Raw genomic sequence first — 25682 nt, 5'->3', positions numbered from 1 at the left:
CTGCTGCGCAGGCCAGCGGGAGCAAGCTCCCTCGCCACAAAGAGCCGGTTTGCAGCCCAGCATCACCTCAATCCCGGTAGAACACCTGCACCAGGTGATACCCGAACTTGCTCTTGATCGGCCCATGCACCACTCGCAGCGGTTTCTTGAAAATCACCGCATCGATCACGCCGACCATCTGCCCGGGCCTTACTTCACCCAAATCGCCGCCGCGTTTGCCCGAAGGGCAGGTGGAGTATTTCTTGGCCAGCACATCGAAGGCTTCGCCCTTGGCGATGCGTTGCTTGAGCTGTTCGGCTTCCTCGGCGGTTTTCACCAGGATATGGCGGGCTTGGGCTTTCATTGCTGCGGTGACCTGAACGGTGCGACGGGGCGGCGATTATGCCTCAAGTCAGCTGCCATGGTTGATCATCGTCCGAATCTTGTTGGCCAGCAGATCGAGGGTGAAAGGCTTGGCGACCATGTCCATGCCCTGGTCGAGGAACCCCTGGCGTTCGGCGGCTTTCTGCGCGTAACCGGTCATGAACAGCACTTTGAGCCCAGGTCGGTGCTGGCGGGCGATTTCCGCCAACTGCCGGCCATTCATGCCCGGCAGCCCGACATCGGTCACCAGCAGGTCGACGCGCTGGTCCGATTCCAGCACGGGAAGCGCCGTCACGGCGTCCCGGGCTTCGAGAGCGGTGTAGCCCAAGGCCTGCAACAGGTCGAGCACCAGCATGCGCACGGCGGGTTCATCCTCTACCAGCAACACGGTTTCCCCGGCGATGGCAGGCGGTACAGTGACCGTCTCTGGCGTTTCGGGTGGTTGCGTCGGCGAAACGTGCAAGCGCGGCAGGTATAACTGCACCCGCGTGCCCTGGCCCGGCTCACTGTCCAGGTTGAGGTGCCCACCCGACTGTTGGGCAAAACCGTAGATCATCGACAAGCCCAGGCCGGTGCCCTGGCCGATGGGCTTGGTGGTGAAGAACGGATCGAAAGCCTTGGCCAGCACGGCGGGGGTCATGCCGCTGCCATTGTCGCTGACGGCGATCATCACGTAGTCGCCGGCCTTGACCGGCTCCAGGGTGTTGATGTCCGTAGCGTCGAGATAGACATTGGCGGTTTCGACGATCAATTCGCCGCCCTCGGGCATCGCATCGCGGGCGTTGATCACCAGGTTGAGCAGGGCGTTTTCCAACTGGCTGGCATCGGTGCTGACCGGCCACAGCTCGTTGGCCAGTTGCAGCCGCAGCACGATGTGATCGCCGGTGGTGCGGCTCAGCAGGTCTTCGAGCGAGCGCACCAGGTCATTGGCGTCCAGTGGTTTGCGGTCCAGGGACTGGCGGCGGGAAAAAGCCAGCAGCCGATGGGTCAGGGCCGCGGCGCGGTTGGCCGAGGAAACCGCCGCTTCGGTGAAACGCCCGATCTCGTCAGTGCGACCAGCGGCGATGTAGCGTTGCATCAGGTCGAGGCTGCCGAGGATGCCGGTGAGCATGTTGTTGAAGTCATGGGCAATGCCGCCCGTGAGCTGGCCCACGGCTTCCATTTTCTGCGCATGGCGCAGGGCTTCTTCGGCGCGTTCGCGTTCGAACATCTCGTTTTGCAGGCGGTGATTGGCTTCGGCCAGTTGCTGGGTGCGGGCGATGACGCGTTCTTCCAATGTTTCGTTGAGGTTGCGCAGGGCCTCCTCGGTTTTGCGGCTCTCGGTTTCGTCGATCACGAAGATGTAGAAACCGTTCACCGCACCGTCCGCCCCATGGCGAGGCAGGTAGTTGATCAGCGAATGGCGCGGGCGCCCGTCGCGATGGTCCATCTGCACGGTGAAGCTGCACGGCTTGCCGGCCAGGGCGTCGGCGATCTGCTGGGCGCGGGCGACGTAGGCCTCCTCGCCGAGCACTTCGCGGATGGTCTTGCCGTAGAGCTCCTGCGGGGTCAGGCCATACCAGTCCAGGTAAGCGCTGTTGTTCAGCCGGAAACGCTCCTCGCGGTCCACGTAGCTGATGAGGATCGGCATGGCGTTGATGATCAACTGCAGCTCGGTCTGGCTCTGGCGCAGGGCTTGCTCGGTACGCTTGCGTTCGGTCAGGTCCAGGGCCGCGCCAAGAAAGCGCTTGGGTCGGCCGTGGCGATCCTTGTAGCAACGGCCGCGCACATACACCCAGCGCAACTCGTTGTCGGGCTGCAGCAGCCGGTACTCCTCAGCGTATTCGGTGCCGTGGGTGATGCAGTGCTTGATGCTGCGGGCAACCATCGCCCGGTCCTCGGGGTGCACGCCTTCGAGGTAGGCGCTGATAGGCAATTGGCGTGACAGGTTCGGATCGACGCCGTGCAACAGGGCAAAATGCGCATCGGCAATGAAGCGATCTTCGCTGATGTCCCAGTCCCAGGTGCCCAGCGCGTCGGCGGCGGCCAGGGCCAGTTGCAAGCGCTCCTCGCTTTCGTGTTGGGCCTTGAGGCTGGCCTCGGAGCGGCGTTCGAACTCCATGGCCAGGCGACGTCGTTCGCTGGTCTCGATGGCGGTGACCAGGATGCCGGCGACGCGGCCGCTTTCGTCACGCACCGGGCTGTAGGTCAGGTCCAGCCAGACATCACAGAGACGGCCGGCGAAGGGCACGCGCCATTGCTGGTCGCGGCAGGTGTGTGTCTGGCCTTGCAACACACGGTGATAAATCCCTTCGGTCGCACTCTTGAGTTCGGGCCATGCTGTATGGGTCGGCCGGCCGAACGCCCGGGGGTGCTTGTCACCGGCCAGTCGGGCGAAGGCGTCGTTGTAGAGATGGGACAGTTGCGGTCCCCACAGCAAGGCCATCGCCATGGGCGAATGGAGCATGATGTCCACGGCGGTGCGCAGGCACTGGGGCCAGTTCTGGGCAGTGCCCAGCGGCGTCTGGGCCCAGTCCACTTGGCTGATCAGGCGCTGTGTATCGCTGCCGGCGGGTGTCGCGTTCATCATGCGATCCCTGGCTGTCGTGTCTGTGCCGCGCTGTCGACTATCCTCAGAAGAGGATACATGCGGGTGAGTCTGAAGGGTTTCATGTTCGGCTCAGCTTGTTTCATTGATGTCTCGCGGAAGTTTCAGTCCATGGAAATTGATCCCTTGTTGCGAATCCTGGCGAGCCAGAATGGTTCCGACCTTTACATGTCCACGGGTGCGCCGCCGTGCGCGCGTTTCGAAGGTGTGCTCAAGCCCTTGGCGAACGAGGCATTCAAGGTCGGCGACATTGCCCGGCTCGCCGAGTCTTTGATGGACGCCGAACAGCGCCTTGAGTTCGATCGGGAATTGGAAATGAACCTGGCGATCTCCCTGGCCGGCGTCGGGCGGTTCCGGGTCAATATCTTCAAGCAGCGCAATGACGTGTCCATGGTGATTCGCAACGTCAAGCTGGACATTCCGCGCTTCGAAGACCTGAAACTGCCTCGGGTGCTTTTGGACACCATCATGCAGAAACAGGGGCTGATGCTGTTCGTCGGTGCGACAGGCTCGGGCAAGTCGACCTCCCTGGCGGCGCTGATCGATTACCGCAATCGCAACAGCAGCGGCCACATCATCACCATCGAGGACCCGGTGGAGTATATCCATCGGCACAAGAAATCCATCATCAATCAACGGGAAGTCGGCGTCGACACCCGCAGCTTCCACGCCGCCCTGAAAAACACTCTGCGCCAGGCGCCGGACGTGGTGCTCATCGGCGAAATCCGCGACCGGGAAACCATGGAGCATGCCCTGGCTTTCGCCGATACCGGGCACTTGGTGATTTCCACCTTGCACGCCCATAACGCCAACCAGGCGCTGGACCGGGTGATCAATTTCTTCCCGGAAGAACGTCGGCCGCAATTGCTCAATGACCTGGGCAACAACCTCAAGGCGTTCGTCTCCCAGCGCCTGGTGCGCACCCGCGCCGGCCAGCGACGGGCGGCGGTGGAGGTCATGCTGGGCTCGCCGACGGTGGCCGACCTGATCCGGCGCAACGAATTCGGCGAGCTCAAGGGCATCATGGAAAAATCAGTGGAACTGGGGATGCAGACCTTCGATCACGCGCTGTTCAACCTGGTGGTCGAAGGCGCCATCGATGAGGAAGAAGCGCTGAAAAATGCCGACTCGGCGAACAACCTGCGGTTGCGGTTGAAGTTGCATACCGAGTCGGGTGCGGCGGCGCCACCGGCCGATCCGGCGGCGGGTGAGTGGGGGCTGGTGGATTGATTGGTTTATAGGGAAGCCGCGTTATCGTTCATCGCGAGCAAGCTCGCTCCCACAGTGGATCTGCGGTGATTGGCAGACCCTGTGGGAGCGAGCTTGCTCGCGATGAGGCCCTGACGGTCAGCTCGCAAGCTCCGGCCGATCCCGAAACTGCTCCAAAGCCCCGGGGTTGGCCAGGGCATCGGTGTTCTTCACCACCTCGCCATGCACCACATTGCGCACCGCCAGCTCCACCACCTTGCCGCTGATGGTTCGCGGAATATCAGTGACCGCGAGGATCTTCGCCGGCACATGACGCGGTGTGGTATTGGCCCGGATGACCTGGCGGATCCGTTGTTCCAAGGCTTCATCCAGTGTCACGCCATCGCGCAGGCGCACGAACAGCACCACCCGGACATCGCCCTGCCAATGCTGGCCGATGGCGACGCAGTCCAGCACCTGTTCGACTTTTTCCACCTGCCGATAGATTTCCGCCGTGCCGATGCGCACGCCGCCGGGGTTGAGCACCGCGTCGGAGCGGCCATGGATCAAGAAACCGCCGTGGGGCAGTGCTTCGGCGTAGTCGCCTTGGGCCCACACCCCGGGAAACTGGGCGAAGTAGGAGGCGTGGAGTTTTTCCTGCCGAGGGTCGTTCCACAAACCAATGGGCATCGCCGGAAAATGCCGGGTGCACACCAACTCACCTTTTTCACCAATGACCGGGTTGCCGGCCTCGTTCCAGACCTGCACGGCCATGCCCAGGCTCTTGCCCTGCATTTCGCCCCGGCGCACTGGTGACAGCGGGTTGCCGTTGACGAAGCAAGACACAATGTCGGTGCCGCCGGACATCGAGGCCAGGCAGACATCGGACTTGATGTCGCGGTACACGTAATCGTAACTATGGGGTGCCAGCGCCGAGCCGGTGGAGAGCAGGGTTTTCAGGCTGTCCAAGCGGTGCGTCTGGCGGGGCTTGAGGCCTTCGCTTTCCAGGGCAGCGAGGAACTTGGGGCTGGTACCGAATACGCTGATGCGCTGCTGATCGATCAGGTCCAGCAAGCGCTCGGGGCCGGGGTGGAACGGCGAACCGTCGTAGAGCACCACCGTGCTGCCCACGGCGAGGGCCGACACCAGCCAGTTCCACATCATCCAACCGCAGGTCGTGTAGTAGAACAGCCGATCCTCGGGCCCGAGGTCGACGTGCAGGCCATGTTCCTTGACGTGTTGCAGCAGCACGCCACCGGTGCCATGGACGATGCACTTCGGCACGCCGGTGGTGCCGCTGGAATACAGGATGTACAACGGGTGATCGAAGGGCACGCTGACGAACGCCGGCTCGCCACCGCTTCGATAAAAGTCGTTCCACAGCGCGACAGCGGCCGCGGTCTTGAAGTCCTCGACGCGGGCGTCAGGCTGGGCATAAGGCAGTACGATCAATTGCTGCAATGACGGCAATCGTTCAAGGATTTCGTTGACCTTGGCTCGCTGGTCGATGATTTTTCCGGCATAGCGATAACCGGCGCAGGTGATCAACACCTTGGGCTCGATCTGGCCGAACCGGTCGATGACGCCTTGGGTACCGAAGTCCGGAGACGAGCACGACCAGATCGCGCCCAGGCTGGTGGTGGCGAGCATGCCAACCAGGGTCTGCCAGGTGTTGGGCATGCAAGCGGCGACGCGATCGCCGCGGGTAACGCCGGCAGCTTGCAGGCTTGTTTGCAGGCCGGCGACATGGGCGGCGAGTTCGGCCCAGGTCAGTTGTTCCTGGCGGCCGTTTTCGTCGAGCGCCACCACCGCGACGGCGTCATCGCGGCGGCGCAGCAGGTGTTCGGCGAAGTTCAGCGTGGCGCCCGGGAACCACTGGGCGCTGGGCATTTGCGCACCTTCCACCAATACCGCGTCGGGGGCTTGGTGAAAGCGAATCTCGAAGAAATCGACGATGGCCTGCCAGAAGGCTTCGCGCTGGTCGATGCTCCAGGCGTGCAGGGCCGGGTAGTCGTGCAGTTGCAGGTGATGTCGCGCGTTGACGAACTGGCGAAAGGCGTTCATGCGCGACTGGGCGATGCGTTCGGGGCTGGGTTGCCAGAGGATGTCGGACATGGGGTGCCTCTTGTTTTTTCGGGCTTATAAGCATTGCAGCACAGGGCGCACTTCGTGGCGAGGGAGCAAGCGGTGAAACGGTGCTTCCTGTAGCCAGGTCGCTTCTGTGGCGAGGGAGCTTGCTCCCGCTGGGCTGCGAAGCAGACCCAATAGGCGGCCGCTACGCAGCCGAGCGGGAGCAAGCTCCCTCGCCACAAAGAGCGCTTTCACCACACAAGGTTGCGGATTTACTGGGCCAACCACCCACCATCGATATTCCACGCCGCGCCGCGCACCTGGCTGCCGGCTTCGCTGCACAGGAACAGCACCAGTTCCCCCAGTTGCGGCGGGGTGACGAATTCCAGGGACGGCTGTTTCTCGGCCAACAGATCGTGCTGTGCCTGTTGCGGATTGACGCCGGCGGCAATGCGATCATCGATCTGTTTTTGCACCAGCGGCGTCAGCACCCAGCCCGGGCAGATGGCGTTGCAGGTCACGTTGCTGGTGGCGGTTTCCAGGCCGACCACCTTGGTCAAGCCGATCACCCCATGCTTGGCCGCGACATACGCCGCCTTGCCTACCGAGCCGACCTGACCGTGCACCGAGGCGACGTTGACGATCCGCCCCCAGCCCTTGGCGCGCATGCCCGGCAGGCTCAGGCGGGTGGCGTGGAACACCGAGGACAGGTTGATGGCAATGATCGAGTCCCAGCGCTCCACCGGGAAATCCTCCACGGCGGCCACGTGCTGGATCCCGGCGTTGTTCACCAGGATGTCCACGCCGCCGAACTCACGCTCGGCGTAGGCGAGCATGTCGGCGATCTGGGCCGGGTCGCTGACATCGGCCGGATGATGACCGACCTTGCCGCCGAACTGCTTGACCTCGGCGATCACCGCCGAGGCATCGCCAAAGCCGTTGAGGATCAGGTTGGCGCCGGCCTTGGCCAGGCTCAGGGCAATGCCCAGGCCGATGCCGCTGGTGGAACCGGTGACCAGGGCGGTCTTGCCCGAAAGAGTGGTTGTCATAGGAACCTCAAACAATGCCAGTGGCGTAGAACACACCGATCACGAAGAACACCGCGAGGGTCTTGATCAGCGTAATGCAGAAAATGTCTTTGTAGGCTTCGCGGTGGGTCAGCCCGGTGACCGCCAGCAGGGTGATCACCGCGCCGTTGTGGGGCAGGGTGTCCATGCCGCCGCTGGCCATGGCGGCGACCCGGTGCAGCACTTCCAGGGGAATGTTGGCGGCGTGGGCAGCGTTGATAAAGGTTTCGGACATCGCCGCCAAAGCGATGCTCATGCCTCCCGAGGCGGAGCCGGTGATGCCCGCCAACAGCGTGACGGTCACCGCTTCGTTGACCAGTGGGTTGGGAATGTTCTTGAGCCAGTCGGCCAGCACCAGGAAGCCTGGCAAGGAGGCGATGACCGCGCCGAAGCCGTATTCCGAAGCGGTGTTCATCGCCGCCAGCAACGCACCGCCCACGGCGCTCTTGCTGCCTTCGGCGAGTTTGCTGCGAATGGCCCGGAAACCGAACAGCAAGACCATGATGATGCCCACCAGTAACGCCGCCTGCACTGCCCAGATTGCGGTGAGCTTGGCGATGTCGCTGGTCACTGGCGTCGCCATGCCTGGCAGCGCCAGGCTGTGGGTCTTGCCGTACCACTGGGGAATCCACTGGGTGAACAACAGGTTCATGAGCCCTACCGCCAGCAGCGGCGAAACGGCGAGCCAGGGGTTCGGCAACTTGATGTCTTCGGCGGTTTCCGGCTCGTTACGCAGTTCGGTGCCATAGCCTTCGCCCACGCGCTGGGCCTTGTTGCGCTGGCGCTGCAGGAACAGCATGCCGAGGCTGAACACGAAGAGCGTGCCGATCAGGCCCAGCCACGGTGCGGCCCAGGCGGTGGTGTTGAAGAACGTGCTGGGGATGATGTTCTGGATCTGCGGCGTGCCGGGCAGGGCGTCCATGGTGAACGAGAACGCGCCGAGGGCGATGGTCGCCGGTATCAGGCGCTTGGGGATATTGCTCTGGCGGAACATCTCGGCGGCGAACGGGTACACCGCGAACACCACGACGAACAGCGACACGCCGCCATAGGTCAGCAAGGCGCAGACCAGCACGATCACCAGCATGGCCTGGCGCGTACCCAGCAAGCGAATCGCCGCGGCGACGATGGAGCGGGAAAACCCCGACAACTCGATCAACTTGCCGAACACCGCGCCGAGCAGGAACACCGGGAAATACAGCTTGATGAAACCGACCATTTTTTCCATGAACACCCCGGTGAAGGCGGGGGCGACGGCGGACGGGTCGGTGAGCAGGACGGCGCCGAGGGCGGCGATGGGGGCAAAGAGGATAACGCTGTAGCCACGGTAGGCGGCGACCATCAGCAGCGTGAGGGCTGCCAAGGCAATGATCACACTCATGGTGTGTCTCCTGGATTGTTATTGTTGTGGTGAAACGGTGGGGAGGGCGTTAGCGAGTTTTGTGCCAGGTGTGTAACTGGCTGAAATATAAGGAAATTGTTTGGAGTTGTAGGACGGGAATGAGAGGTTTGTCTCTGTTTTGAGATTTGTGTGGGGTGTGCAGGCCTCATCGCGAGCAAGCTCGCTCCCACAGTTGACCGCGTACTTCAGAGGAACCCCAATCCCCTGTGGGAGCGAGCTTGCTCGCGATGAGCGCAAAGCGCTCCAAAAGCGCAAGTCTATATTTTGAGAATAAAGTCTCTCTATTGAGACTCGGCAATCCCCAGCGCCACCATCTTCTTGTACAACGTCGACCGCCCCAACCCCAACCGCTCGGCCGCTTCAACCACTTTGCCCCCGCATTGCACGAGGGTGGTTTCGATCAACTGCCGGTCGAATCGTGCCCGGGCCTGGCTGAAGGTTTCTTGCGGCAGCGGCTCCAGGCTCGGGCTTGCCGTGTGAGTTACCGGTATGAATGTGCCGATGGCGGCGCGGATGTCCGCCGCCGTGAGCACCAGGTCATCGCTGAGCAGCGCGGCACGTTCCAGTACGTTGCGCAGTTCGCGGATGTTGCCCGGCCAGGCATGTTGCCGCAGCAGGTCGAGGGCGGCGCGGTTCAGTTCGTGCTGGCTGCGCAGTTCTTCAAGGATCGCTTCGCTCAGGGCCGGCAAGTCATCCAGGCGTTCGCGTAACGGCGGCACCTGGATCGGCAACACGTTGAGGCGGTAATACAGGTCGGCGCGGAACTCACCGCGCTTGATCGCCGCTTCCAGGTCCATGGAGGTGGCGGCGATGATTCGCACGTCGCTTTGCAGCACCTCGTTGGAGCCCACCGGTTCGTATTCCTTTTCCTGAAGCACTCGCAGCAGCTTGCTTTGCAGCGGCAGCGGCATGTCACCGATCTCGTCGAGGAACAGCGTACCGCCCTGGGCGATCTGCAGCTTGCCGGCGCGGCCCTTGCGGTCGGCCCCGGTAAACGCCCCCGGCGCGGTGCCGAAGAATTCGGCTTCCAGCAGCGATTCAGGAATCGCCGCGCTGTTGATGCTGACGAACGCCTTGTGCGCGCGTGGCGAAGCACTGTGGATGGCCTGGGCCAGCAGTTCCTTGCCGGTGCCGGTTTCGCCGAGCAGCAGCACCGGCGAATCGGCGCTGGCGCTGCGCCGGGCACGACGCTTGACCTCGAGGCCGGCGTTGCTGGTGCCGATGAAATGGGCAAAGTTGTACTTGGTCTGCCGCGCTCGCAGCAGTGAGCGAGTGGAGGCCAGTTCTTCCTGCATGCTCAGGTAGCGCTTGAGCATCGGGGACAGGCTGCGCAACTCATCGAACAAGGCAAAGCCGATGGCACCGATCACCGCGCCCGCGCTGTCGTGGATCGGCAGGCGCATCACCACCAGCGGCTCCTTGGGCGTGTCCTGCATGTCCAGCAGGATCGGCCGCCCGGTGCGCACCACTTCACGCAACAGGCTGCCGGGAATCACGCTTTCGCACGCCCGGCCAATCGCCTCCTGCGCCGCGTTCAGGCCGAAGCGGCGGGCGTAGCGTTCGTTCATCCAGACGATATTCGCGTCACGGTCGACAATCACCGTGCCTTCGCTGGACTGCTCGATGATCTCGAACAACGAACGGATCGCCAGCGTGCGCACGCGCTTGTAATCCTTGAGGCTTTCGGTGGAGTTCATCGGTCATTTCCCGGGAGGTCCGTCGTTCGGCGGCATTATGCCGAGGCAGGCAGGCTGATCAAAAGTCCCTTCCGATTCGTCATGGTCGGAGGGGCAATAAAGTTGTACAGTTTGTTCGGTCTGTACATAAAAGGTTGTCAGCGCCTCATGAACAAATTCAATCCTCGAAAGCTGCGGCTTTCCAAGTGGACGGCTTGCAATCCCGTCAATCGGGAAAAGCATTTTCTGGTTCTTCAGCTGCTTTGCGATGAGCAAGGTTCGCCGATTCAGGTGGAATTACAGGCTGTTCAAAGTGCACGCATCGAATGGCTCGATTGGCAGGTATTACGTGACAGCACACGATGGAAAATGGGCTGGAGCTGAACGGGGGCCGCTTGCGAGCATGAATGGAGGCTTGATTAAGTTGTACATAATTAAAAAACTGTACAATTATTTGCGAGTGATGGCTTAATGATGTTGAGCCAAGGCCGCCTTCGGGCAGGTCAGCGGTATTGCACTTAACGTCTCTGGGAGTCGTACCCATGTTCATTCGTACTCGCAAGCATCAGGACGCTTTGCACGAGATCCAAGCCAGGCAGGCGATTCTTGAAGCGGAGCGGGTGGCCCTCCGTGGCGCCATGGCCATGGTGGAGTTCACGGCGACAGGGGATGTGCTCGACGCCAGCCCGCTTTTCCTGAAGATGACTGGCTATTCTCTCGAAGAGGTGGTGGGTAAGCACCACTCGATGTTTTGCGAACCCGCTTACACGCGCAGTCCGGAAAACGTGGCGTTGTGGCAGCAGTTGGGGCGAGGCGAAAGCGCCGAGGCTCAGTTTTTGCACCTGCGGCGCGAGGGCAGCGGGATCTGGGTAGAGGCAAGCTATGTGCCCATACGCGATCAAGGCTCAAGGGTGCAGCGTATTGTCCAGGTTGTGCGCAACAATCATGAGCGCGTGCTTCGCGCGCAGACCGAATCCAGTTTCAAGCAGGCGATAGACCGTTCCATGGCGGTCATCGAATTTGACCTGGGCGGTACCGTGGTGCGGGCCAATGAAAATTTTCTCAAGGTCATGGGGTATCGACTCGAAGAGGTGCTCGGCCAGCACCACCGTATATTCTGCACGCCCAAGGAAGTGCAGAGCGAAGCCTATCGTGGCTTTTGGGCTGGGCTGAACCAGGGCCGGTACATGAATGGGCTTTTCCAGCGTGTCGACAAACGAGGCGCGACGGTCTGGCTGCAAGCGACTTACAACCCGCTCTACGATGCCAATGGGCGTTTGTATGGGGTCGTCAAGTTCGCCACGGACAGCACTCGAGAGGTCGAGCAGCGTCAAACTGAATCAAAAGCGGCACGGCTGGCGTTCGAAACGTCTCGCAAAACAGATGAGCATACGCAGTTGGGCACCTCGGTCGTCCAGCAAACCGTGACAGTGGTGCAAAGCATTGCTGATGAATTACAGCAGGTTGCCATGGGTATCGGTGCCTTGAGCGCCCAGTCCGAGGAGATCGGCAGCATCGTCGATGCCATCCGGGGGATTGCGGAACAGACCAACCTGTTGGCACTCAATGCCGCCATCGAAGCGGCCCGAGCCGGAGAGCAGGGACGTGGATTCGCGGTGGTCGCCGATGAAGTGCGCAACCTTGCCCGGCGCACGAGCCAAGCCACCGTGGCCATTTCTGATGTGGTCGGCAAGAATCGCGAGTTGGCCAAACAGGCGGTGACCAGCATGCAGTCCAGTACGCTCAAGGCAGAGCAAGGCGTGACGCTGGCAAATCAGGCGGGCACGGTCATCTTGGACATCCATCGCGGCGCCCAACTGGTTGTCTCGGTGATTGGCGAATTTGCGCACACCATGGATCAGCGGGGCGAGGCCTGATCGCGTCAGGACCACCCCGTATGCGCCGCCGCCAACAGCTCCTTGGTATAAGGATGCTGGGGCGAATCGAACACGTCATGGCTGGCGCCTCGCTCGATCACTTTGCCGTCCTTGATCACGATCATGTCGTGGGCCAGGGCGCGGATCACCGCCAGGTCGTGGCTGATGAACAGGTAGGTCAAGTCGTACTTCTCCTGGAGCTGGCGGAGCAGGGCGACGACCTGCTTTTGCACGGTACGGTCCAGGGCCGAGGTCGGCTCGTCCAGCAGGATCAGGGCCGGCTTGAGCACCAACGCCCGGGCAATGGCGATGCGTTGGCGCTGGCCGCCAGAGAACTCGTGGGGGTAGCGATGACGGGTCGAAGGGTCGAGGCCGACCTCCTTGAGGGCCTGGATTACCCGGGCTTCGCACTGTTCGGGGCTAGCGGGCTGGTGGACCTCAAGGCCTTCGCTGATGATCTGCTGCACCGACATGCGCGGGCTGAGGCTGCCGAACGGATCCTGGAACACCACCTGCATCTGCTTGCGCCACGGCCGCAATGCTTTTTGCGACAGCTGATCAAGGGCCTGGCCCTGGAAGCGAATGCCGCCCTCGGATTCGATCAACCGCAGGATCGCCTGGCCGAGCGTGGACTTGCCGGAGCCGGATTCGCCGACGATGCCCAGGGTCTTGCCCCGTTGGATGGACAGGCTGATGCCGTCCACGGCGCGCAAGTATTCCTTGCGCCGGAACAGGCCGCCGCCCAGAGGGAAACTGACGTGCAGGTCCTGTACCTGCAGCACCTCTTCGCGCTCGTCCCGGGGCAGCGCTTCGCCTTCCGGTTCGGCGTGCAGCAGTTCGCAGCTGTAAGGGTGTTTCGGCGCGTTGAAGAGGGTTTCGCAGGGCGCCTGTTCGACGATTTCTCCCTCTTTCATCACGCACACCCGTTGGGCGATGCTGCGCACCAGGTTCAGGTCGTGGCTGATCAATAACATGGACATGCCAAGCCGTTGCTGCAGCGACTTGAGCAGCAGCAGAATCTTGCGCTGCACGGTCACGTCCAATGCAGTGGTCGGTTCGTCGGCAATCAACAGTTCCGGCTCGCAGGCCAGGGCCATGGCGATGATGACCCGCTGGCGCTGGCCGCCGGACAGTTGATGGGGATAGGCCTTGAGTCGCTCGACAGGGTTTTGAATGCCAACCAGGGCCAGCAGCTCCAGAATGCGCTGGCGCGCGGCTTTGCCTCCCAAGCCCTTGTGCAGCATCAGCGTTTCGCCGATCTGCTTTTCGACGCTGTGCAGCGGGTTCAGCGACGTCATCGGCTCCTGGAAGATCATCGCGATCCGGTTGCCACGTATCTCCCGCAGGGCCGTGGTATCGGCGCCCACCAGTTCCTGGCCGCGATAGCGAATGCTGCCGGTGGTGCGGGCTTCTGTCTCGGGCAGCAGTTGCAAGATCGAGTGGGCCGTCACTGACTTGCCGGACCCGGACTCGCCGACCAGGGCCAGGCATTCACCCGGGCGGATGTCCAGGCACAGGTTGCGCACCACGGTGTTGTCGTTGAAGGCCACGTTCAGGTCGCGGATTTCGATCAGGTTGTCGCTCATCTCAAGGTTCCGCTTCATGGCTGTTTTCAAGAGCGTGGGTCGAACGCGTCTCGCAACGCCTCGCCGATAAATACCAACAGGGAAAGAATCAGCGCCAGGGTGAAAAACGCCGTCAACCCCAGCCATGGCGCCTGCAGGTTCTGCTTGCCCTGGGCGATCAATTCACCCAGCGAAGCACTGCCAGCCGGCATGCCGAAACCGAGGAAGTCCAGGGCTGTGAGGGTGGAGATCGCCCCGGTGAGGATGAAGGGCAGGTAGCTCAGGGTGGCGTTCATTGCGTTGGGCAGGATATGCCGCACGATCACCTTGCGGTCCGACAAGCCCAGGGCCCGGGCGGCCTTCACGTACTCAAGATTGCGCCCGCGCAGGAACTCGGCACGGACCACGTCCACCAGGGCCAGCCAGGAAAACAGCGCCATGATTCCCAGCAGCCACCAGAAATTCGGCTCCACGAAGCCGGACAAGATGATCAGCAAGTAGAGCACCGGCAGCCCGGACCAGACCTCCAGCAAGCGTTGCCCCAGCAAATCCACCCAGCCACCGTAATACCCCTGCAGCGCACCGGCGGCGATGCCGATCAGCGCGCTGATGGCGGTCAGGGCCAGGGCGAACAGGATCGACACCCGTGCGCCGAAGATCACCCGGGCCAGCACGTCCCGGGACTGGTCATCGGTGCCCAGCCAGTTCACCGATGAGGGTGGGCTCGGGGCCGGTTGGGTGAGGTCATAGTTGGGGGTGTCGTCGCTGAACGGGATCGGTGGAAACCACAGCCAGCCGCCGTCCTTGTGGATCAGGTTCTGCACGTAGCTGCTGCGGTAGTCGGCCTGGAACGGCAGTTGTCCGCCAAACTCCTGCTCGGTGTGGCGCTTGAATACCGGGAAATACAGCGAGCCCTGGTAGCTGAGCACCAGTGGCTTGTCATTGGCGATCAGCTCGCCACCCAGGGTCAGGATGAACAGGCCGATGAACAGCCACAGCGACCACCAGCCCCGACGGTTTTTCTTGAAACGCTCGAAGCGCCGGCGGCCCAAGGGCGAAAACTTGACCATCAGGCGTTCCTCGCGGCGAAGTCGATGCGCGGGTCCACCAGGGTGTAGCAGAGGTCGCCGATGAGTTTGATCAGCAGGCCGAACAACGTGAAGATGAACAGCGAGCCGAACACCACCGGGTAGTCGCGGGATACCGCGGCCTCGTAGCTCATGCGTCCGAGGCCGTCGAGGGAAAAAATCACCTCAATCAACAAGGAACCGGCGAAGAACACGCTGATGAACGCCTGGGGAATACCCGATACCACCAGCAGCATCGCATTGCGGAACACATGGCCGTACAGCACCCGGCGTTCGCTCATGCCCTTGGCTCGCGCGGTGACCACGTATTGGCGGGTGATTTCATTGAGGAACGAGTTCTTGGTCAGGATCGTCAGGGTGGCAAAGCCGCCGATCACCAGCGACGTGACCGGCAGCACCAAGTGCCAGAAGTAGTCGGCGATCTTGCCCAGCGTCGACAGCGACTCGAAGTTATCCGACACCAGCCCGCGCACCGGGAACCAGTTAAGCGACGTGCCACCGGCGAACATCACGATCAGGAACATCGCGAAAAGAAACGCCGGCATGGCATAGCCAATGATGATCGCCGTGCTGCTCCACACGTCGAACGCGGAACCGTGACGCACGGCCTTGCGAATGCCCAGGGGAATCGACACCAGGTAAGTGATCAATGTTGCCCAGAGCCCGAGGGAAATGGTCACCGGCATTTTTTCCAGGATCAGGTCGGTGACCGTAGCACCGCGGAAGAAGCTCTTGCCGAAGTCCAGGCGGGCGTAGCTGCTGAGCATCAGCCACAGGCGCTCGTGGGTCGGTTTGTCGAAGCCGTATTGTTTCTCGATGTCCTTGATCAGTTGCGGATCCAGGCCGCGACTGGCGCGGGAGCTGCCGGTCATGGCATTGCCCGAACTGCCGACGCTGGCGCCATCGATGCCTTGCAGGTGGGCGATGGCCTGTTCCACCGGCCCGCCGGGTGCGGCCTGTACGATGACGAAATTCACCAGCAGGATGATGACCAGCGTGGGAATGATCAGCAGCAGGCGCCGCGCGATATATGCCCACATCAATGCGGCCCCCCGGGTGTGCCGCGCTTGATGCGCTCGGCGCTCATCTGCGCGTTGGTCAAGGGCGTGGTGCTCACTTCCCACCAGCTTTCGATGGCTTCGTCATTACTGGCCTGCACCTTCGGGATGCCGAAGCGGTTCCACCACACGGTCGAGCTGCCCGGCGGGTAATAATTGGGGATCCAGTAGTAATTCCATTGCAGCACCCGGTCCAGGGCGTGGGCATGGCGCAGCATGTCGGCTTGGGTGTTGGCCTTGACCAAGCCGTCGATCAGCGTGTCCACCGCCGGGTTCTTCAAGGCCATGTAGTTGTTGGCCCCCGGATCGTTGGCTGCCGCCGAGCCGAAGTAATTATAGAGTTCCATGCCCGGCGATGTACTGACGGGGTAGCCGGTGATGATCATGTCGTAGTCACGGCTCATCAGGCGATTGACGTACTGGGATGTGTCGATGCGGCGGATGCTCATGTCGATGCCGATTTGCGCCAGGGTTCGTTTGTAGGGCAGCAACAGGCGGTCGATACCGTTCTGGCTGTTCAGGAAGGTGAAACTCAGCGGCTCGCCCTCGGCATTCACCAGGCGGTCGCCATCAGGTTTCCAGCCGGCCTGTTCCAGCAGCGCCAGGGCTTGCAGTTGTTTGTCGCGGATCACGCCGCTGCCGTCGGTTTTCGGCGCCTGGAAAACCTGGGTGAAGACTTCGTCGGGAATCTGCCCGCGCAAGGGCTCGAGGATCGCCAGCTCGCCGGCATCGGGCAGTTGCCGCGCGGCGAGGTCGGTGTTGGAAAAGTAACTCTGCTGACGCACATAGACGTTGCGCATCATCTGGCGATTGCTCCATTCGAAATCCCAGAGCATCGCCAGGGCCTGGCGCACGCGGCGGTCCTGGAACTGCGGTTTTTGCAGGTTGAACACGAAACCCTGGGCCGTCTGGGGCGCCTCGGTGGCCAGGTGGGCCTTTTGCAGGCGGCCGTCGCGCAGGGCCGGGCTGTCGTAGCCGATGGCATAGCCGGTGGCGGAGAACTCGCGATTGTAGTCGTAGGCGCCGCCGCGCAGCACCTGGCGGGCCACATCGGTATCGCCAAAATACTCGATGCTGAAATGGTCGAAATTGTAGAGGCCACGGCTGACCGGCAGGTCCTTGCCCCACCAATTGGCATTGCGCTCGAAGGTAATGCTGCGCCCGGAGTCGACCTTGCTCACCCGGTAGGGGCCACTGCCCAGCGGAGCCTCGTAGCCGCCGCCGTTGGCAAAATCGCGGGTCTTCCACCAATGTTCGGGAAAGACCGGCAGGGTGGCGATGTCCAGGGGCAGGGTACGGCTTTCGTTGTTCTTGAAATTGAAGCGCACGGTGCGCTCGTCTTCAACCACGACGTCCTTGACCGCCGCGAACTGGGTGCGATAGCGCAGGCTGCCTTGGGTCATCAACAGCTCGAAGCTGTAGCGCACGTCCTGGGCGGTAATGGGTTTGCCATCGGCGAAGCGCGCCTTGGGGTTCAGGTAGAAACGCAGGGACAGGCCATCGTCGGCCCGCTCCATCTTCTGCGCTACCAGGCCATAGACGGTATAGGGCTCGTCCAGCGAGCGCTGGGCCAGCGGCGAATACAGCATCCCGTCGATCTGGCTGACGCCGATGCCTTTGTCGATGTAGGGCAGGATGTGGTCGAAATGGCCGATCTCGATGGCCGAGCGGCGCATGGTCCCGCCTTTGGGGGCCTGTGGATTGGTGTAGGCGAAGTGGCCGAAGCCTTCGGCATATTTGGCCGGTTCGCCATAGACGGTCAGGGCATGTTGCGGTGCCGCATCGACGCCGACGGCGCCTGTCAGCAGGACCACGGCAGTCAATAGCAGGGAAGGGAACGCCAGTCGCATTGTCAGCCTTAAAGCCGGGTGATCGATGACACGATTTGTACGCGAGCGGCGCATGAATCGCCAGCCCCTCGCGAGACCCAAACACAACGGCCCGCCGAAGGGCGGGCCGTTATGCCGATAAACCGGGATCAGTCCTGACGGCTGGTCACTTCCAGCAGGTGGTAGCCGAATTGGGTCTTGACCGGACCCTGGACCACATTGATCGGGGCGCTGAACACCACGGTGTCGAACTCCTTGACCATCTGGCCTGGACCGAACGAGCCCAGGTCGCCGCCTTGACGGCTGGACGGGCACGAGGAGTTGGCCTTGGCGACTTCGGCGAAATCGGCGCCGGCTTCGATCTGGGCCTTGAGTTCGTTGCACTTGTCTTCGCTGGAAACCAGGATGTGGCGGGCAGTGGCTTTGGCCATGGGTAAAATTCCTTTCGCTTTATTTAAAGGTGTTGAGCCTACCGGATTCATTAACGGGTTGTTGTCAAAATTGCGTCAAAACCTTGGGCCCGACGATCAAAGGCCGGCTTTGCGCAGGCGCTCGGCGTGGCGCAGGTAAAGCTCTGTGGGGTCGGTACCCTTGCGTAACGTGGCACCGCCTGGGTTGATGGCCTCCATGTGGTCCATTGGGTAGTCGGAGCGAATGACCTTGCCCAGGTGCGAACTGAAGCGCCCGACCAGGCCGTCGTTCTGCTCGGCTTCGGTGATGAAGTATTCGGAAAAGGCGCGGCAGAAAACCTGCAAAGGCTCCGATGATTCCCCCGTCGCCTCTCGCAACGTACCGCTCCATGAGTAGTAGCGCACGCCATTGACTCGCTCCGGGCCGTTTCCACCCCAGCTTTTCGGCAGGCCCTGGGGGTATTTGTCGTTGAAGGCGCCCACGCCCTCAGTGGTCAACGTCGCCAGTGCGGCGACGGCGGTGGGCGACAACTGCGCCTGTCCGTCAAGCAGCGAGATGAAATCGGCGAACAATGTGGCGACGCCTCTTGCCACATGTCCTGGCAGCCGTCCGGGGGTAAGGGCCTTGCGCAGGAAGTCGGCCAGTTCGGAACCATGGTTGGGGCCGCTGACCGACGTGACCGAGGCAACTTTGTCGGGGGCCAACGCGCCGGCATAGCGGGCGGCCAACGCACCCTGGCTGTGGCCGATCAGGTTGACCCGGGCGGCACCGGTGCCGGCCACGACCCGATCGATTTGCGCCAGCAGTTGTTCGCCTCTGGCCTCGCTGCAATGGGTGGCCGACAAATAGGGGATGAACACCCGGGCACCGCTTGCACGGAGGGCTTGTTTGACGCCGTGGAACAGTTCGAAGCCGCCGATCCGGTCAAACCCGAACAACCCATGGACCAACAGGATGGGAAATTGAGTGGTTGCATTCCGTTGCATGTTCGTACCTTTTTCGAAGAGGTTCACATTGAATTTGCGACATCACTCTAATCCAGGCCCTTAATGGGCGGTGTAGGAAGAAACCGCGCTGAACCAGGGAAACCGGAATAAAAAAAGTAGGAAGAATGGGGAATTACCCGGCGGCGCCGAAAGGTGTAGGAGGTCTCCTATAGCCCAAGTCGTTTGCAGCTACAGCTTTGAACGCCAAGGACCACTGCCATTGTCGGCTTGTCTGGCTGTGGGTTTGGCCCGAGCGGGTTCTAATGGCTCCATCGAGCGCCGTTATGCAAACGGTGCCTTCATCCAAGGACTGGAGCCTGTACATGATCACTTACCCCTCTGCTCAACGATCCCGTTCAACCTCAGGAACAAGGCTGCCGCCACCGGTCCTGGCAGCGGCCAGGGACGGGGTGATCGACCCCGCTTGGCGCAAGGCCGTCGTGACCGTCAAACCCTATCCAATGATGACGTGCGGGGATGAGGTGCTGCTGCGTTGGCATGGACTTAACAACGAGGGTGACCCTTACCGATATGAAGTGGCCGGGTTCGTCACGGAGCGGCAAGTAGGGCGAGACGTCGTGTTCGTGGTGCGCGAACCGCATATCGCCGAGTTGGACGGTGGCTCGCTGGAACTCTCCTACCAGGTGACGGGCAAACAGCTGCCGGCCACCCTGGTTTCGCAACACCTGCAGTTGGACATCGGCGATGTATCACCGCAACTACTGCCTGCCATTGCCAACGATGCGGTCGGTGGCAGCCTTGATCCGAGTCGCGTGCCTGACGGAACGTGGGTGACGATTCGGCCCTACGCCAGGATGGCGGTCGGCGATCGGTTGATCCTGACGGCCAGTAAGGATTCCAACGCGCTTTGGCGTGATGTGCTGGAGATAGAAACCCATGCTGTCGGTCGTGAGGTGTCGCTCTGGATCGATCATGCGCTGGTCGCTCCCCATGTGGGACACAACCTGGCCCTGGCCTATGTCGTCCGGCGCGGACATTCGGTACGCCGCGCCGAGCCTTTGTCGTTGCACATCGGTCCTCTGCTGCGTCCTGCGTTGAAGGCGCCCAGGATTCAGGAGATGAAAGACGGGTGGCTGGATGTCGACGATTTGCAGGACGGGGTGACGATTGTCATCGATGATCCCGGGCTTGAGGCCGGTGAGCAGGTCTGGTTGCAGTGCAACGGCAATTCCGCTTATGTGCTTGAACGCGAAATCACCGAGGCCACGGCCGGCCAACCGCTCGCTTTTGTGATTCCAGCGACGTATTGGCAGGATCAAGGCAACAGATCGGTGGGCGTGTTCTATCAGGTCGAGCGCCTGGATGACGTCAGCCAGCATTCGGAGTGGGTGACGGTTCAAGTTCGTTCCATTACGCCTGGCTGAGCGAAGCCCGGCACAACCTCTGTGGGAGCGAGCTTGCTCGCGATGACAGTGTTTCAGGCAACATTAATGCTGGCTGAACTGACGCTATCGCGAGCAAGCTCGCTCCCACAAAGGGGCCCACGCCGCCCCCTGGTTCCAGGGGAAGGTGGGTTCGGGACCTCAGGCTGGCAATTGCAGCTTGCGATGGGCTTCGCGCAGCAGCAGCTCGGTGGATTCCCAGCCCAGGCAACCGTCGGTGACCGAGACGCCGTAGCGCATTGATGGGCCCAGTGGTTGGCAGCCTTCGAACAGATGGCTTTCGAGCATCATGCCGATCAAGGAGCGGTTTCCTTGCAGCCGTTGTTCCAGCACGTCATTGAACACCTGCGGTTGGCGCAGCGGGTCTTTGCCGCTGTTGGCGTGACTGCAGTCCACCATGATCCGGGCCGGTATCTTCAGGCGGGTCAGGTCGTGGTGTATCTGCGTGACGCTCTGCTGGTCGTAGTTCGGCCCGCGATGGCCGCCGCGCAGCACCAAGTGGGTATCGGGGTTGCCCGGCGTCTGGATGATTGCCGGATGCCCCTGGCTGTCCACGCCGAAATGCCGATGGGGATGGGCGGCAGAGCGCATGGCGTCGCAGGCGATGCCGACCCCGCCGTCGGTGCCGTTCTTGAACCCCACGGGCATGCCCAGGCCGCTGGCCATTTCCCGGTGGATCTGCGATTCGGTGGTGCGTGCGCCAATGGCCACCCAACTGAGCAGGTCATCGAAGTAACTGGCGGCCATGGGTTGCAACAGTTCGGTGGCAACGGGCAAGCCCAGTTGCAACATTTCACGCATCAATTCCCGGGACAAGGTCAGGCCGGCGGCCATGTCATCGCTGCCATCCAGGCCAGGATCGTAGGCCAGTCCTTTCCAGCCTACGGTCGTGCGGGGCTTTTCCACGTAGGCGCGCATGACCAGCAGCATGCTGTCGCGCACTTCATGGGCCACGCGAGCCAGGTTGGCGGCGTATTCGAGGGCGGATTTCGGGTCGTGGATCGAGCAGGGGCCGACGATGACCAGCAGGCGGGAGTCCTCGCCGTCGAGGATCGCGCGGATGGCCTGGCGATGGGCACTCACTTGGTGACTCAGCTCGGTACTGAGCGGCAATTGGTGCTTGAGTTGCAACGAGCTCGGCAGACGCAGGGTCAGGGCTTCGTTGGCAGGGTTGAGCGTGGACAGCGGCAAAGCGGAGACGGACGAATTCATGATCTGGCTTCCTGGACGGGCAGCGGGTTCATTCCCGCGCGCCGGTCCTAGTGGGGTGTTCGACAATTGGCCGGGTTGGCCCGCAATAGAGGCTTGCCACCGGTAGGTGACCGATCGGAGGCGGCAGGCTGTCCCGAGCGGTGGCTGGTAAATCGCCAGGCGGAAAAACTGTCGTAACGGTAATAAGTGGCGTAGTTCATGGCTCAATCCTCAAGTTGTCTGGTGTTGCAAATGTGTGGGGCCTGAAAAAACAAAACCCCCGGTCGGGAGGCCGACCGGGGGTTTGGAAAACTCTGGAAGGCGACCCGTTTAAAGTGGGCGCCGGTTGGGTATCAGGCGCGCCAGTGGCTAAACCAATACCCAAAATAAAAGTTGACCGGAGTTTGCACGCTGTTCGCCCGGGCAGCCGCAACCGAGCGCGGGGCGCTGGCGGTTTGAAGCGGTAAGAGGGCGTTGAACATGGTCTGTCTCCGATGGATGGCCCTGAGCTTACTTGAGGACGGTGCGCCGGTTCAATCGGAAAATGCTATCGAGGGCATGCAATTGTTCGCCCTGGCTTGAGTCCGCTGGGCTTTATGACACACTTCAGGTTTGCAGCGCCTCCCAGGGATGACCCATGACCGCTCCAGCCTTCGCCGCCGCCCAGTCGATCTCCATCGCGGGGGACGTCCGTGCCAACCTCGTGCGTCATCAGCATTTCATGCAGGCGGCCGCTGAACAGGGTGTGCAGTTGCGGGTGTTTTCTGAACTGTCGCTCACCGGCTATGAACGCGGCCTGGCGGCGGTAATCGCCCGCCAGGTCGCCAACGGTTGGACCGGGCAAGTCGTTCCGGTGCAAGTGCTTTGATGAGGTTTTCATGAGCTTCGAGTGGCGTGCCGCAACGGCCGGGGACATCGACTTCGCCCGACAGCTGACCTGCGACAACATGCTTGCCTATTATCTCAAGCATGATCTGCTCTGGCAGGACGAGGCATTCGACCTGGCCTGGATCATTCGCCAGAATTGGATAATCAGTCGTGAAGGCCAGGCGCTGGGCTTCGTCAGTCTCAGTCGTGATGCCCGGGCGTTGTATATCCGGGAGCTGCAGATCGACGAGGCGTTTCGCGGGCAGGGCGCCGGTACCTGGGCGATCGGACAGGTTTGGGACCTGGTGGGGCTGGAGCGTCGGCCGGCGCTGCGCCTGACGGTGTTCAAGGATAATCCGGCCAGGGCGTTGTACGAACGCATGGGCCTGCGTGTCGTGGGCGAGGATGAGTGTTTCCTGAGGATGCAGCGAGACGCCGGTGCTGAAGCTTCGGACGTTGTGCCATAAAGATGTGTTGTAACTTTTATCTGTCCCTTTGCGCTAGGTCTGCCGGATGCTTTTTGCTAAGGTGTGGTGCAACCCAAATAAGACCAAATCGTGAGGTGTCTGCTTGATTAGGGTGTTAGTGGTCGATGACCATGATCTCGTCCGTACGGGCATTACACGAATGCTGGCTGACATCGATGGCCTGCAGGTAGTTGGCCAGGCTGAATCCGGGGAAGAATCCCTGATCAAAGCGCGTGAATTGAAACCCGACGTGGTGTTGATGGACGTCAAGATGCCTGGCATCGGCGGCCTTGAGGCCACGCGCAAACTGCTGCGCAGTCACCCGGACATCAAGGTGGTCGCGGTGACCGTGTGCGAAGAGGACCCATTCCCCACCCGGCTGTTGCAGGCGGGCGCGGCGGGCTATCTCACCAAGGGGGCTGGCTTGAACGAGATGGTCCAAGCCATTCGTCTGGTTTTTGCCGGGCAACGCTACATCAGCCCGCAAATCGCCCAGCAATTGGCGATCAAGTCGTTCCAACCGACCAACGACTCGCCCTTCGACGCGCTGTCGGAGCGGGAAATCCAGATTGCCCTGATGATTGTCGGTTGCCAAAAGGTGCAGATCATCTCCGACAAGCTGTGCCTGTCGCCAAAGACCGTCAACACCTACCGCTACCGTATCTTCGAGAAGCTTTCGATCAGCAGTGACGTCGAATTGACACTGTTGGCAGTGCGCCACGGCATGGTCGATGCCAGCGCCTGAAATGACTGAATTGTTTGATCCAAGTGCGTTCCTCTCCACCTGCAGCGGTCGCCCTGGCGTGTACCGCATGTTCGACGGCGACGCGCGCCTGCTGTATGTCGGCAAGGCCAAGAACCTCAAGAAACGCCTGGCCAGTTACTTTCGCAAGACTGGCCTCGCCCCGAAGACTGCCGCCCTGGTGGGGCGCATCGCGCAAATCGAAACGACGATCACCGCCAATGAAACCGAGGCGCTGCTGCTTGAGCAGACGCTGATCAAGGAATGGCGCCCGCCGTACAACATCCTGCTGCGCGACGACAAATCCTACCCCTACGTGTTTCTGTCCGACGGGGCCTTTCCGCGCCTGAGCATTCATCGGGGCGCCAAAAAGGCCAAGGGTCGGTATTTCGGCCCTTACCCCAGCGCCGGGGCGATTCGTGAAAGCCTCAGCCTGCTGCAGAAGACGTTTTTCGTTCGCCAGTGTGAAGACAGCTACTACAAGAATCGCACCCGGCCCTGCCTGCAATACCAGATCAAGCGCTGCAAGGCGCCTTGCGTGGGGTTTGTCGAGCCGCAGGTCTACGCCGAGGACGTGCGTCACTCGGTGATGTTCCTTGAAGGCCGCAGCAATGCGCTGACCGATGAACTCTCGGCAGCCATGGAAGATGCGGCGGTCAACCTTGAGTTCGAACGGGCCGCCGAGCTGCGTGACCAGATCGGCCTGCTGCGCCGCGTCCAAGACCAGCAGAGCATGGAAGGTGGCAGCGGTGACGTCGATGTGATCGCCGCGTTCATCAACCCGGGCGGCGCGTGCGTGCATTTGATCAGCGTACGGGGCGGTCGCGTGCTGGGCAGCAAGAACTTCTTTCCCCAAGTGGGTATCGAGGAGGACGTGGCCGAGGTCATGGCGGCGTTTTTGGGCCAGTACTACATCAGCAGCCCGGAACGCGACTTGCCTGCCGAGTTGATCGTCAACGTGGTCCACGAGGATTTCCCGGCCCTGATCGAGGCCATCGACAAGCTTCGCGGTCGTGAGCTGACCATCAGCCACCGCGTTCGCGGCACCCGTGCCCGTTGGCAGCAACTGGCCGTGACCAACGCCGAACAGGCCCTGGGTGCGCGCCTGGCCAACCGTCAACACGTGGCGGCGCGGTTCGATGCCCTGGCCGATGTCCTCAACCTGGACGAACCGCCACAGCGGCTGGAGTGCTACGACATCAGCCATTCCAGTGGCGAGGCGACGGTGGCGTCCTGCGTGGTGTTCGGTCCGGAAGGCCCGATCAAATCCGATTATCGCCGTTACAACATCGAAGGCGTCACCCCCGGCGATGACTACGCGGCCATGCATCAGGCGTTGATGCGGCGCTTCGGCAAGCTCAAGGACGGGGAGGGCAAGTTGCCAGACATCCTTCTGGTCGACGGCGGCAAAGGCCAGTTGTCCATGGCCCGCGATGTGCTCAATGAGCTGATGGTGCCCGACCTCATCCTGCTGGGCGTGGCCAAGGGCGCGACGCGCAAGGCCGGTTTCGAGACCTTGTACCTGAATGACGCCGCCCATGAGTTCACACTCAAGGGCGATTCGCCGGCGCTGCACCTGATCCAGCAGATCCGCGACGAAGCTCACCGCTTTGCCATCACCGGACACCGCGCCCGCCGTGGCAAGACGCGCCGGACGTCTACACTGGAAGGTGTGGCAGGCGTCGGCCCGACGCGCCGTCGCGACTTGTTGAAACATTTTGGTGGATTGCAGGAACTGTCTCGTGCCAGCATCGAGGAGATAGCCAAAGCACCCGGTATCAGTAAAAAGCTCGCTGAGTTGATTTATGCAAACCTGCACAGCGAGTAGAATGCCCGTCAACCTCG

At 61.8% G+C, this 25682-nt stretch carries 20 protein-coding genes and 2 pseudogenes; 9 read left to right on the top strand and 13 right to left on the bottom strand.

Annotated features, from left to right (window positions below; all coding sequences use genetic code 11):
• Window positions 1-67 precede the first annotated feature (67 nt).
• Both LQ215_RS04490 and LQ215_RS04485 read right to left on the bottom strand, forming a co-directional pair.
• The gene (locus tag LQ215_RS04490; protein WP_003182808.1) at window positions 68-343 is read right to left on the bottom strand and encodes a peptidylprolyl isomerase; all 276 of its coding nucleotides are present in this window, start codon (window positions 341-343) and stop codon (window positions 68-70) included.
• Between the two features lie 48 nt (window positions 344-391).
• On the bottom strand, window positions 392-2929 hold the full coding sequence (locus LQ215_RS04485; RefSeq protein ID WP_230147552.1) for a hybrid sensor histidine kinase/response regulator: 2538 nt from the start codon (window positions 2927-2929) through the stop codon (window positions 392-394).
• Window positions 2930-3061: 132 nt separating this feature from the next.
• Here LQ215_RS04485 and LQ215_RS04480 point away from each other — a divergent pair, with 132 nt between their 5' ends.
• Window positions 3062-4180 carry a PilT/PilU family type 4a pilus ATPase gene (locus LQ215_RS04480; protein ID WP_230147551.1) on the top strand — a complete coding sequence of 373 codons (1119 nt, stop codon included), beginning with the start codon at window positions 3062-3064 and terminating at the stop codon, window positions 4178-4180.
• A gap of 117 nt (window positions 4181-4297) precedes the next feature.
• On the opposite strand, the gene LQ215_RS04475 is transcribed toward LQ215_RS04480, so the two are convergent.
• From LQ215_RS04475 to LQ215_RS04460, 4 genes are all read right to left on the bottom strand, one after another.
• Window positions 4298-6253, bottom strand: coding sequence for an acetoacetate--CoA ligase (locus tag LQ215_RS04475; protein WP_230147550.1), 1956 nt, complete (start codon window positions 6251-6253; stop codon window positions 4298-4300).
• 227 nt (window positions 6254-6480) lie between these two features.
• A complete protein-coding gene (locus LQ215_RS04470) occupies window positions 6481-7257 on the bottom strand; it encodes a 3-hydroxybutyrate dehydrogenase (RefSeq protein WP_230147549.1) in 777 nt (258 codons plus the stop codon).
• A gap of 7 nt (window positions 7258-7264) precedes the next feature.
• A complete protein-coding gene (locus LQ215_RS04465) occupies window positions 7265-8656 on the bottom strand; it encodes a GntP family permease (RefSeq protein ID WP_230147548.1) in 1392 nt (463 codons plus the stop codon).
• 302 nt (window positions 8657-8958) lie between these two features.
• Window positions 8959-10374 (bottom strand): sigma-54 interaction domain-containing protein, encoded by a 1416-nt coding sequence (locus LQ215_RS04460; RefSeq protein ID WP_230147547.1) that lies wholly within the window; start codon window positions 10372-10374, stop codon window positions 8959-8961.
• Window positions 10375-10521: 147 nt separating this feature from the next.
• Between LQ215_RS04460 and LQ215_RS04455 the strand changes: the two genes are divergently transcribed.
• The 3 genes and pseudogenes from LQ215_RS04455 to LQ215_RS29680 all read left to right on the top strand — a co-directional run bounded on the left by LQ215_RS04455 (window position 10522) and on the right by LQ215_RS29680 (window position 12230).
• Window positions 10522-10737 carry a TIGR02450 family Trp-rich protein gene (locus tag LQ215_RS04455; protein ID WP_230147546.1) on the top strand — a complete coding sequence of 72 codons (216 nt, stop codon included), beginning with the start codon at window positions 10522-10524 and terminating at the stop codon, window positions 10735-10737.
• A 158-nt stretch (window positions 10738-10895) separates the two neighbouring features.
• Window positions 10896-11675 (top strand): annotated as a pseudogene (locus LQ215_RS29685) (PAS domain-containing protein); the annotation flags it as partial.
• Between the two features lie 102 nt (window positions 11676-11777).
• Entirely contained in the window at window positions 11778-12230 is a 453-nt protein-coding gene (locus tag LQ215_RS29680) for a methyl-accepting chemotaxis protein (protein WP_230147556.1), read from the top strand.
• Between the two features lie 5 nt (window positions 12231-12235).
• On the opposite strand, the gene LQ215_RS04440 is transcribed toward LQ215_RS29680, so the two are convergent.
• The 6 genes from LQ215_RS04440 to LQ215_RS04415 all read right to left on the bottom strand — a co-directional run bounded on the left by LQ215_RS04440 (window position 12236) and on the right by LQ215_RS04415 (window position 19167).
• Entirely contained in the window at window positions 12236-13816 is a 1581-nt protein-coding gene (locus LQ215_RS04440; RefSeq protein WP_230147555.1) for an ABC transporter ATP-binding protein, read from the bottom strand.
• A gap of 26 nt (window positions 13817-13842) precedes the next feature.
• Window positions 13843-14865, bottom strand: coding sequence for an ABC transporter permease (locus tag LQ215_RS04435; protein ID WP_230147545.1), 1023 nt, complete (start codon window positions 14863-14865; stop codon window positions 13843-13845).
• Window positions 14865-15923: a microcin C ABC transporter permease YejB gene (locus LQ215_RS04430; protein WP_230147544.1), complete on the bottom strand. Its 1059-nt coding sequence runs from the start codon at window positions 15921-15923 to the stop codon at window positions 14865-14867. The genes LQ215_RS04435 and LQ215_RS04430 overlap by 1 nt, the downstream gene beginning before the upstream one ends.
• Window positions 15923-17791 (bottom strand): extracellular solute-binding protein, encoded by a 1869-nt coding sequence (locus tag LQ215_RS04425; protein WP_230147543.1) that lies wholly within the window; start codon window positions 17789-17791, stop codon window positions 15923-15925. Before LQ215_RS04425 ends, LQ215_RS04430 begins: the two co-directional genes overlap by 1 nt.
• Window positions 17792-17919: 128 nt before the next feature.
• Complete coding sequence (locus tag LQ215_RS04420; protein WP_016774509.1) at window positions 17920-18201, bottom strand: peptidylprolyl isomerase; 282 nt, start codon at window positions 18199-18201, stop codon at window positions 17920-17922.
• A gap of 96 nt (window positions 18202-18297) precedes the next feature.
• Entirely contained in the window at window positions 18298-19167 is an 870-nt protein-coding gene (locus LQ215_RS04415; RefSeq protein WP_230147542.1) for an esterase/lipase family protein, read from the bottom strand.
• Between the two features lie 323 nt (window positions 19168-19490).
• Here LQ215_RS04415 and LQ215_RS04410 point away from each other — a divergent pair, with 323 nt between their 5' ends.
• The gene (locus LQ215_RS04410) at window positions 19491-20552 is read left to right on the top strand and encodes a hypothetical protein (RefSeq protein WP_230147541.1); all 1062 of its coding nucleotides are present in this window, start codon (window positions 19491-19493) and stop codon (window positions 20550-20552) included.
• A gap of 159 nt (window positions 20553-20711) precedes the next feature.
• Here LQ215_RS04410 and LQ215_RS04405 read toward each other — a convergent pair whose 3' ends face one another.
• The gene (locus LQ215_RS04405) at window positions 20712-21782 is read right to left on the bottom strand and encodes a 3-deoxy-7-phosphoheptulonate synthase (protein WP_230147540.1); all 1071 of its coding nucleotides are present in this window, start codon (window positions 21780-21782) and stop codon (window positions 20712-20714) included.
• 616 nt (window positions 21783-22398) lie between these two features.
• On the opposite strand from LQ215_RS04405, the pseudogene LQ215_RS04400 reads away from it, so the two are divergent.
• The 4 genes and pseudogenes from LQ215_RS04400 to uvrC form a co-directional block, all read left to right on the top strand.
• Window positions 22399-22575: pseudogene (locus LQ215_RS04400) on the top strand (nitrilase-related carbon-nitrogen hydrolase); the annotation flags it as partial.
• Between the two features lie 64 nt (window positions 22576-22639).
• Window positions 22640-23095, top strand: a complete 456-nt coding sequence (locus LQ215_RS04395) for a GNAT family N-acetyltransferase (protein ID WP_230147539.1) — start codon at window positions 22640-22642, stop codon at window positions 23093-23095.
• 103 nt (window positions 23096-23198) lie between these two features.
• Window positions 23199-23840 carry a response regulator transcription factor GacA gene (gene gacA, locus LQ215_RS04390; RefSeq protein WP_003200277.1) on the top strand — a complete coding sequence of 214 codons (642 nt, stop codon included), beginning with the start codon at window positions 23199-23201 and terminating at the stop codon, window positions 23838-23840.
• Window position 23841: 1 nt separating this feature from the next.
• Window positions 23842-25665 (top strand): excinuclease ABC subunit UvrC, encoded by a 1824-nt coding sequence (gene uvrC, locus LQ215_RS04385; RefSeq protein ID WP_230147538.1) that lies wholly within the window; start codon window positions 23842-23844, stop codon window positions 25663-25665.
• Window positions 25666-25682 lie beyond the last annotated feature (17 nt).

It is taken from the genome of Pseudomonas brassicacearum (assembly GCF_918698105.1).
GTDB classification, from domain to species: Bacteria; Pseudomonadota; Gammaproteobacteria; order Pseudomonadales; family Pseudomonadaceae; genus Aquipseudomonas; species Aquipseudomonas brassicacearum_F.
Note: the sequence above shows the minus strand (reverse complement) of the source record. Positions and strands in the feature narration are given on the sequence as shown.

What these genes read in the sequence shown, in the direction of transcription:
- LQ215_RS04490 (WP_003182808.1), bottom strand. Translation starts at nt 343, where the DNA reads ATGAAAGCCCAAGCCCGCCATATCCTGGTGAAAACCGCCGAGGAAGCC.
- LQ215_RS04485 (WP_230147552.1), bottom strand. Translation starts at nt 2,929, where the DNA reads ATGAACGCGACACCCGCCGGCAGCGATACACAGCGCCTGATCAGCCAA.
- LQ215_RS04480 (WP_230147551.1), top strand. Translation starts at nt 3,062, where the DNA reads ATGGAAATTGATCCCTTGTTGCGAATCCTGGCGAGCCAGAATGGTTCC.
- LQ215_RS04475 (WP_230147550.1), bottom strand. Translation starts at nt 6,253, where the DNA reads ATGTCCGACATCCTCTGGCAACCCAGCCCCGAACGCATCGCCCAGTCG.
- LQ215_RS04470 (WP_230147549.1), bottom strand. Translation starts at nt 7,257, where the DNA reads ATGACAACCACTCTTTCGGGCAAGACCGCCCTGGTCACCGGTTCCACC.
- LQ215_RS04465 (WP_230147548.1), bottom strand. Translation starts at nt 8,656, where the DNA reads ATGAGTGTGATCATTGCCTTGGCAGCCCTCACGCTGCTGATGGTCGCC.
- LQ215_RS04460 (WP_230147547.1), bottom strand. Translation starts at nt 10,374, where the DNA reads ATGAACTCCACCGAAAGCCTCAAGGATTACAAGCGCGTGCGCACGCTG.
- LQ215_RS04455 (WP_230147546.1), top strand. Translation starts at nt 10,522, where the DNA reads ATGAACAAATTCAATCCTCGAAAGCTGCGGCTTTCCAAGTGGACGGCT.
- LQ215_RS04440 (WP_230147555.1), bottom strand. Translation starts at nt 13,816, where the DNA reads ATGAGCGACAACCTGATCGAAATCCGCGACCTGAACGTGGCCTTCAAC.
- LQ215_RS04435 (WP_230147545.1), bottom strand. Translation starts at nt 14,865, where the DNA reads ATGGTCAAGTTTTCGCCCTTGGGCCGCCGGCGCTTCGAGCGTTTCAAG.
- LQ215_RS04430 (WP_230147544.1), bottom strand. Translation starts at nt 15,923, where the DNA reads ATGTGGGCATATATCGCGCGGCGCCTGCTGCTGATCATTCCCACGCTG.
- LQ215_RS04425 (WP_230147543.1), bottom strand. Translation starts at nt 17,791, where the DNA reads ATGCGACTGGCGTTCCCTTCCCTGCTATTGACTGCCGTGGTCCTGCTG.
- LQ215_RS04420 (WP_016774509.1), bottom strand. Translation starts at nt 18,201, where the DNA reads ATGGCCAAAGCCACTGCCCGCCACATCCTGGTTTCCAGCGAAGACAAG.
- LQ215_RS04415 (WP_230147542.1), bottom strand. Translation starts at nt 19,167, where the DNA reads ATGCAACGGAATGCAACCACTCAATTTCCCATCCTGTTGGTCCATGGG.
- LQ215_RS04410 (WP_230147541.1), top strand. Translation starts at nt 19,491, where the DNA reads ATGATCACTTACCCCTCTGCTCAACGATCCCGTTCAACCTCAGGAACA.
- LQ215_RS04405 (WP_230147540.1), bottom strand. Translation starts at nt 21,782, where the DNA reads ATGAATTCGTCCGTCTCCGCTTTGCCGCTGTCCACGCTCAACCCTGCC.
- LQ215_RS04395 (WP_230147539.1), top strand. Translation starts at nt 22,640, where the DNA reads ATGAGCTTCGAGTGGCGTGCCGCAACGGCCGGGGACATCGACTTCGCC.
- uvrC (WP_230147538.1), top strand. Translation starts at nt 23,842, where the DNA reads ATGACTGAATTGTTTGATCCAAGTGCGTTCCTCTCCACCTGCAGCGGT.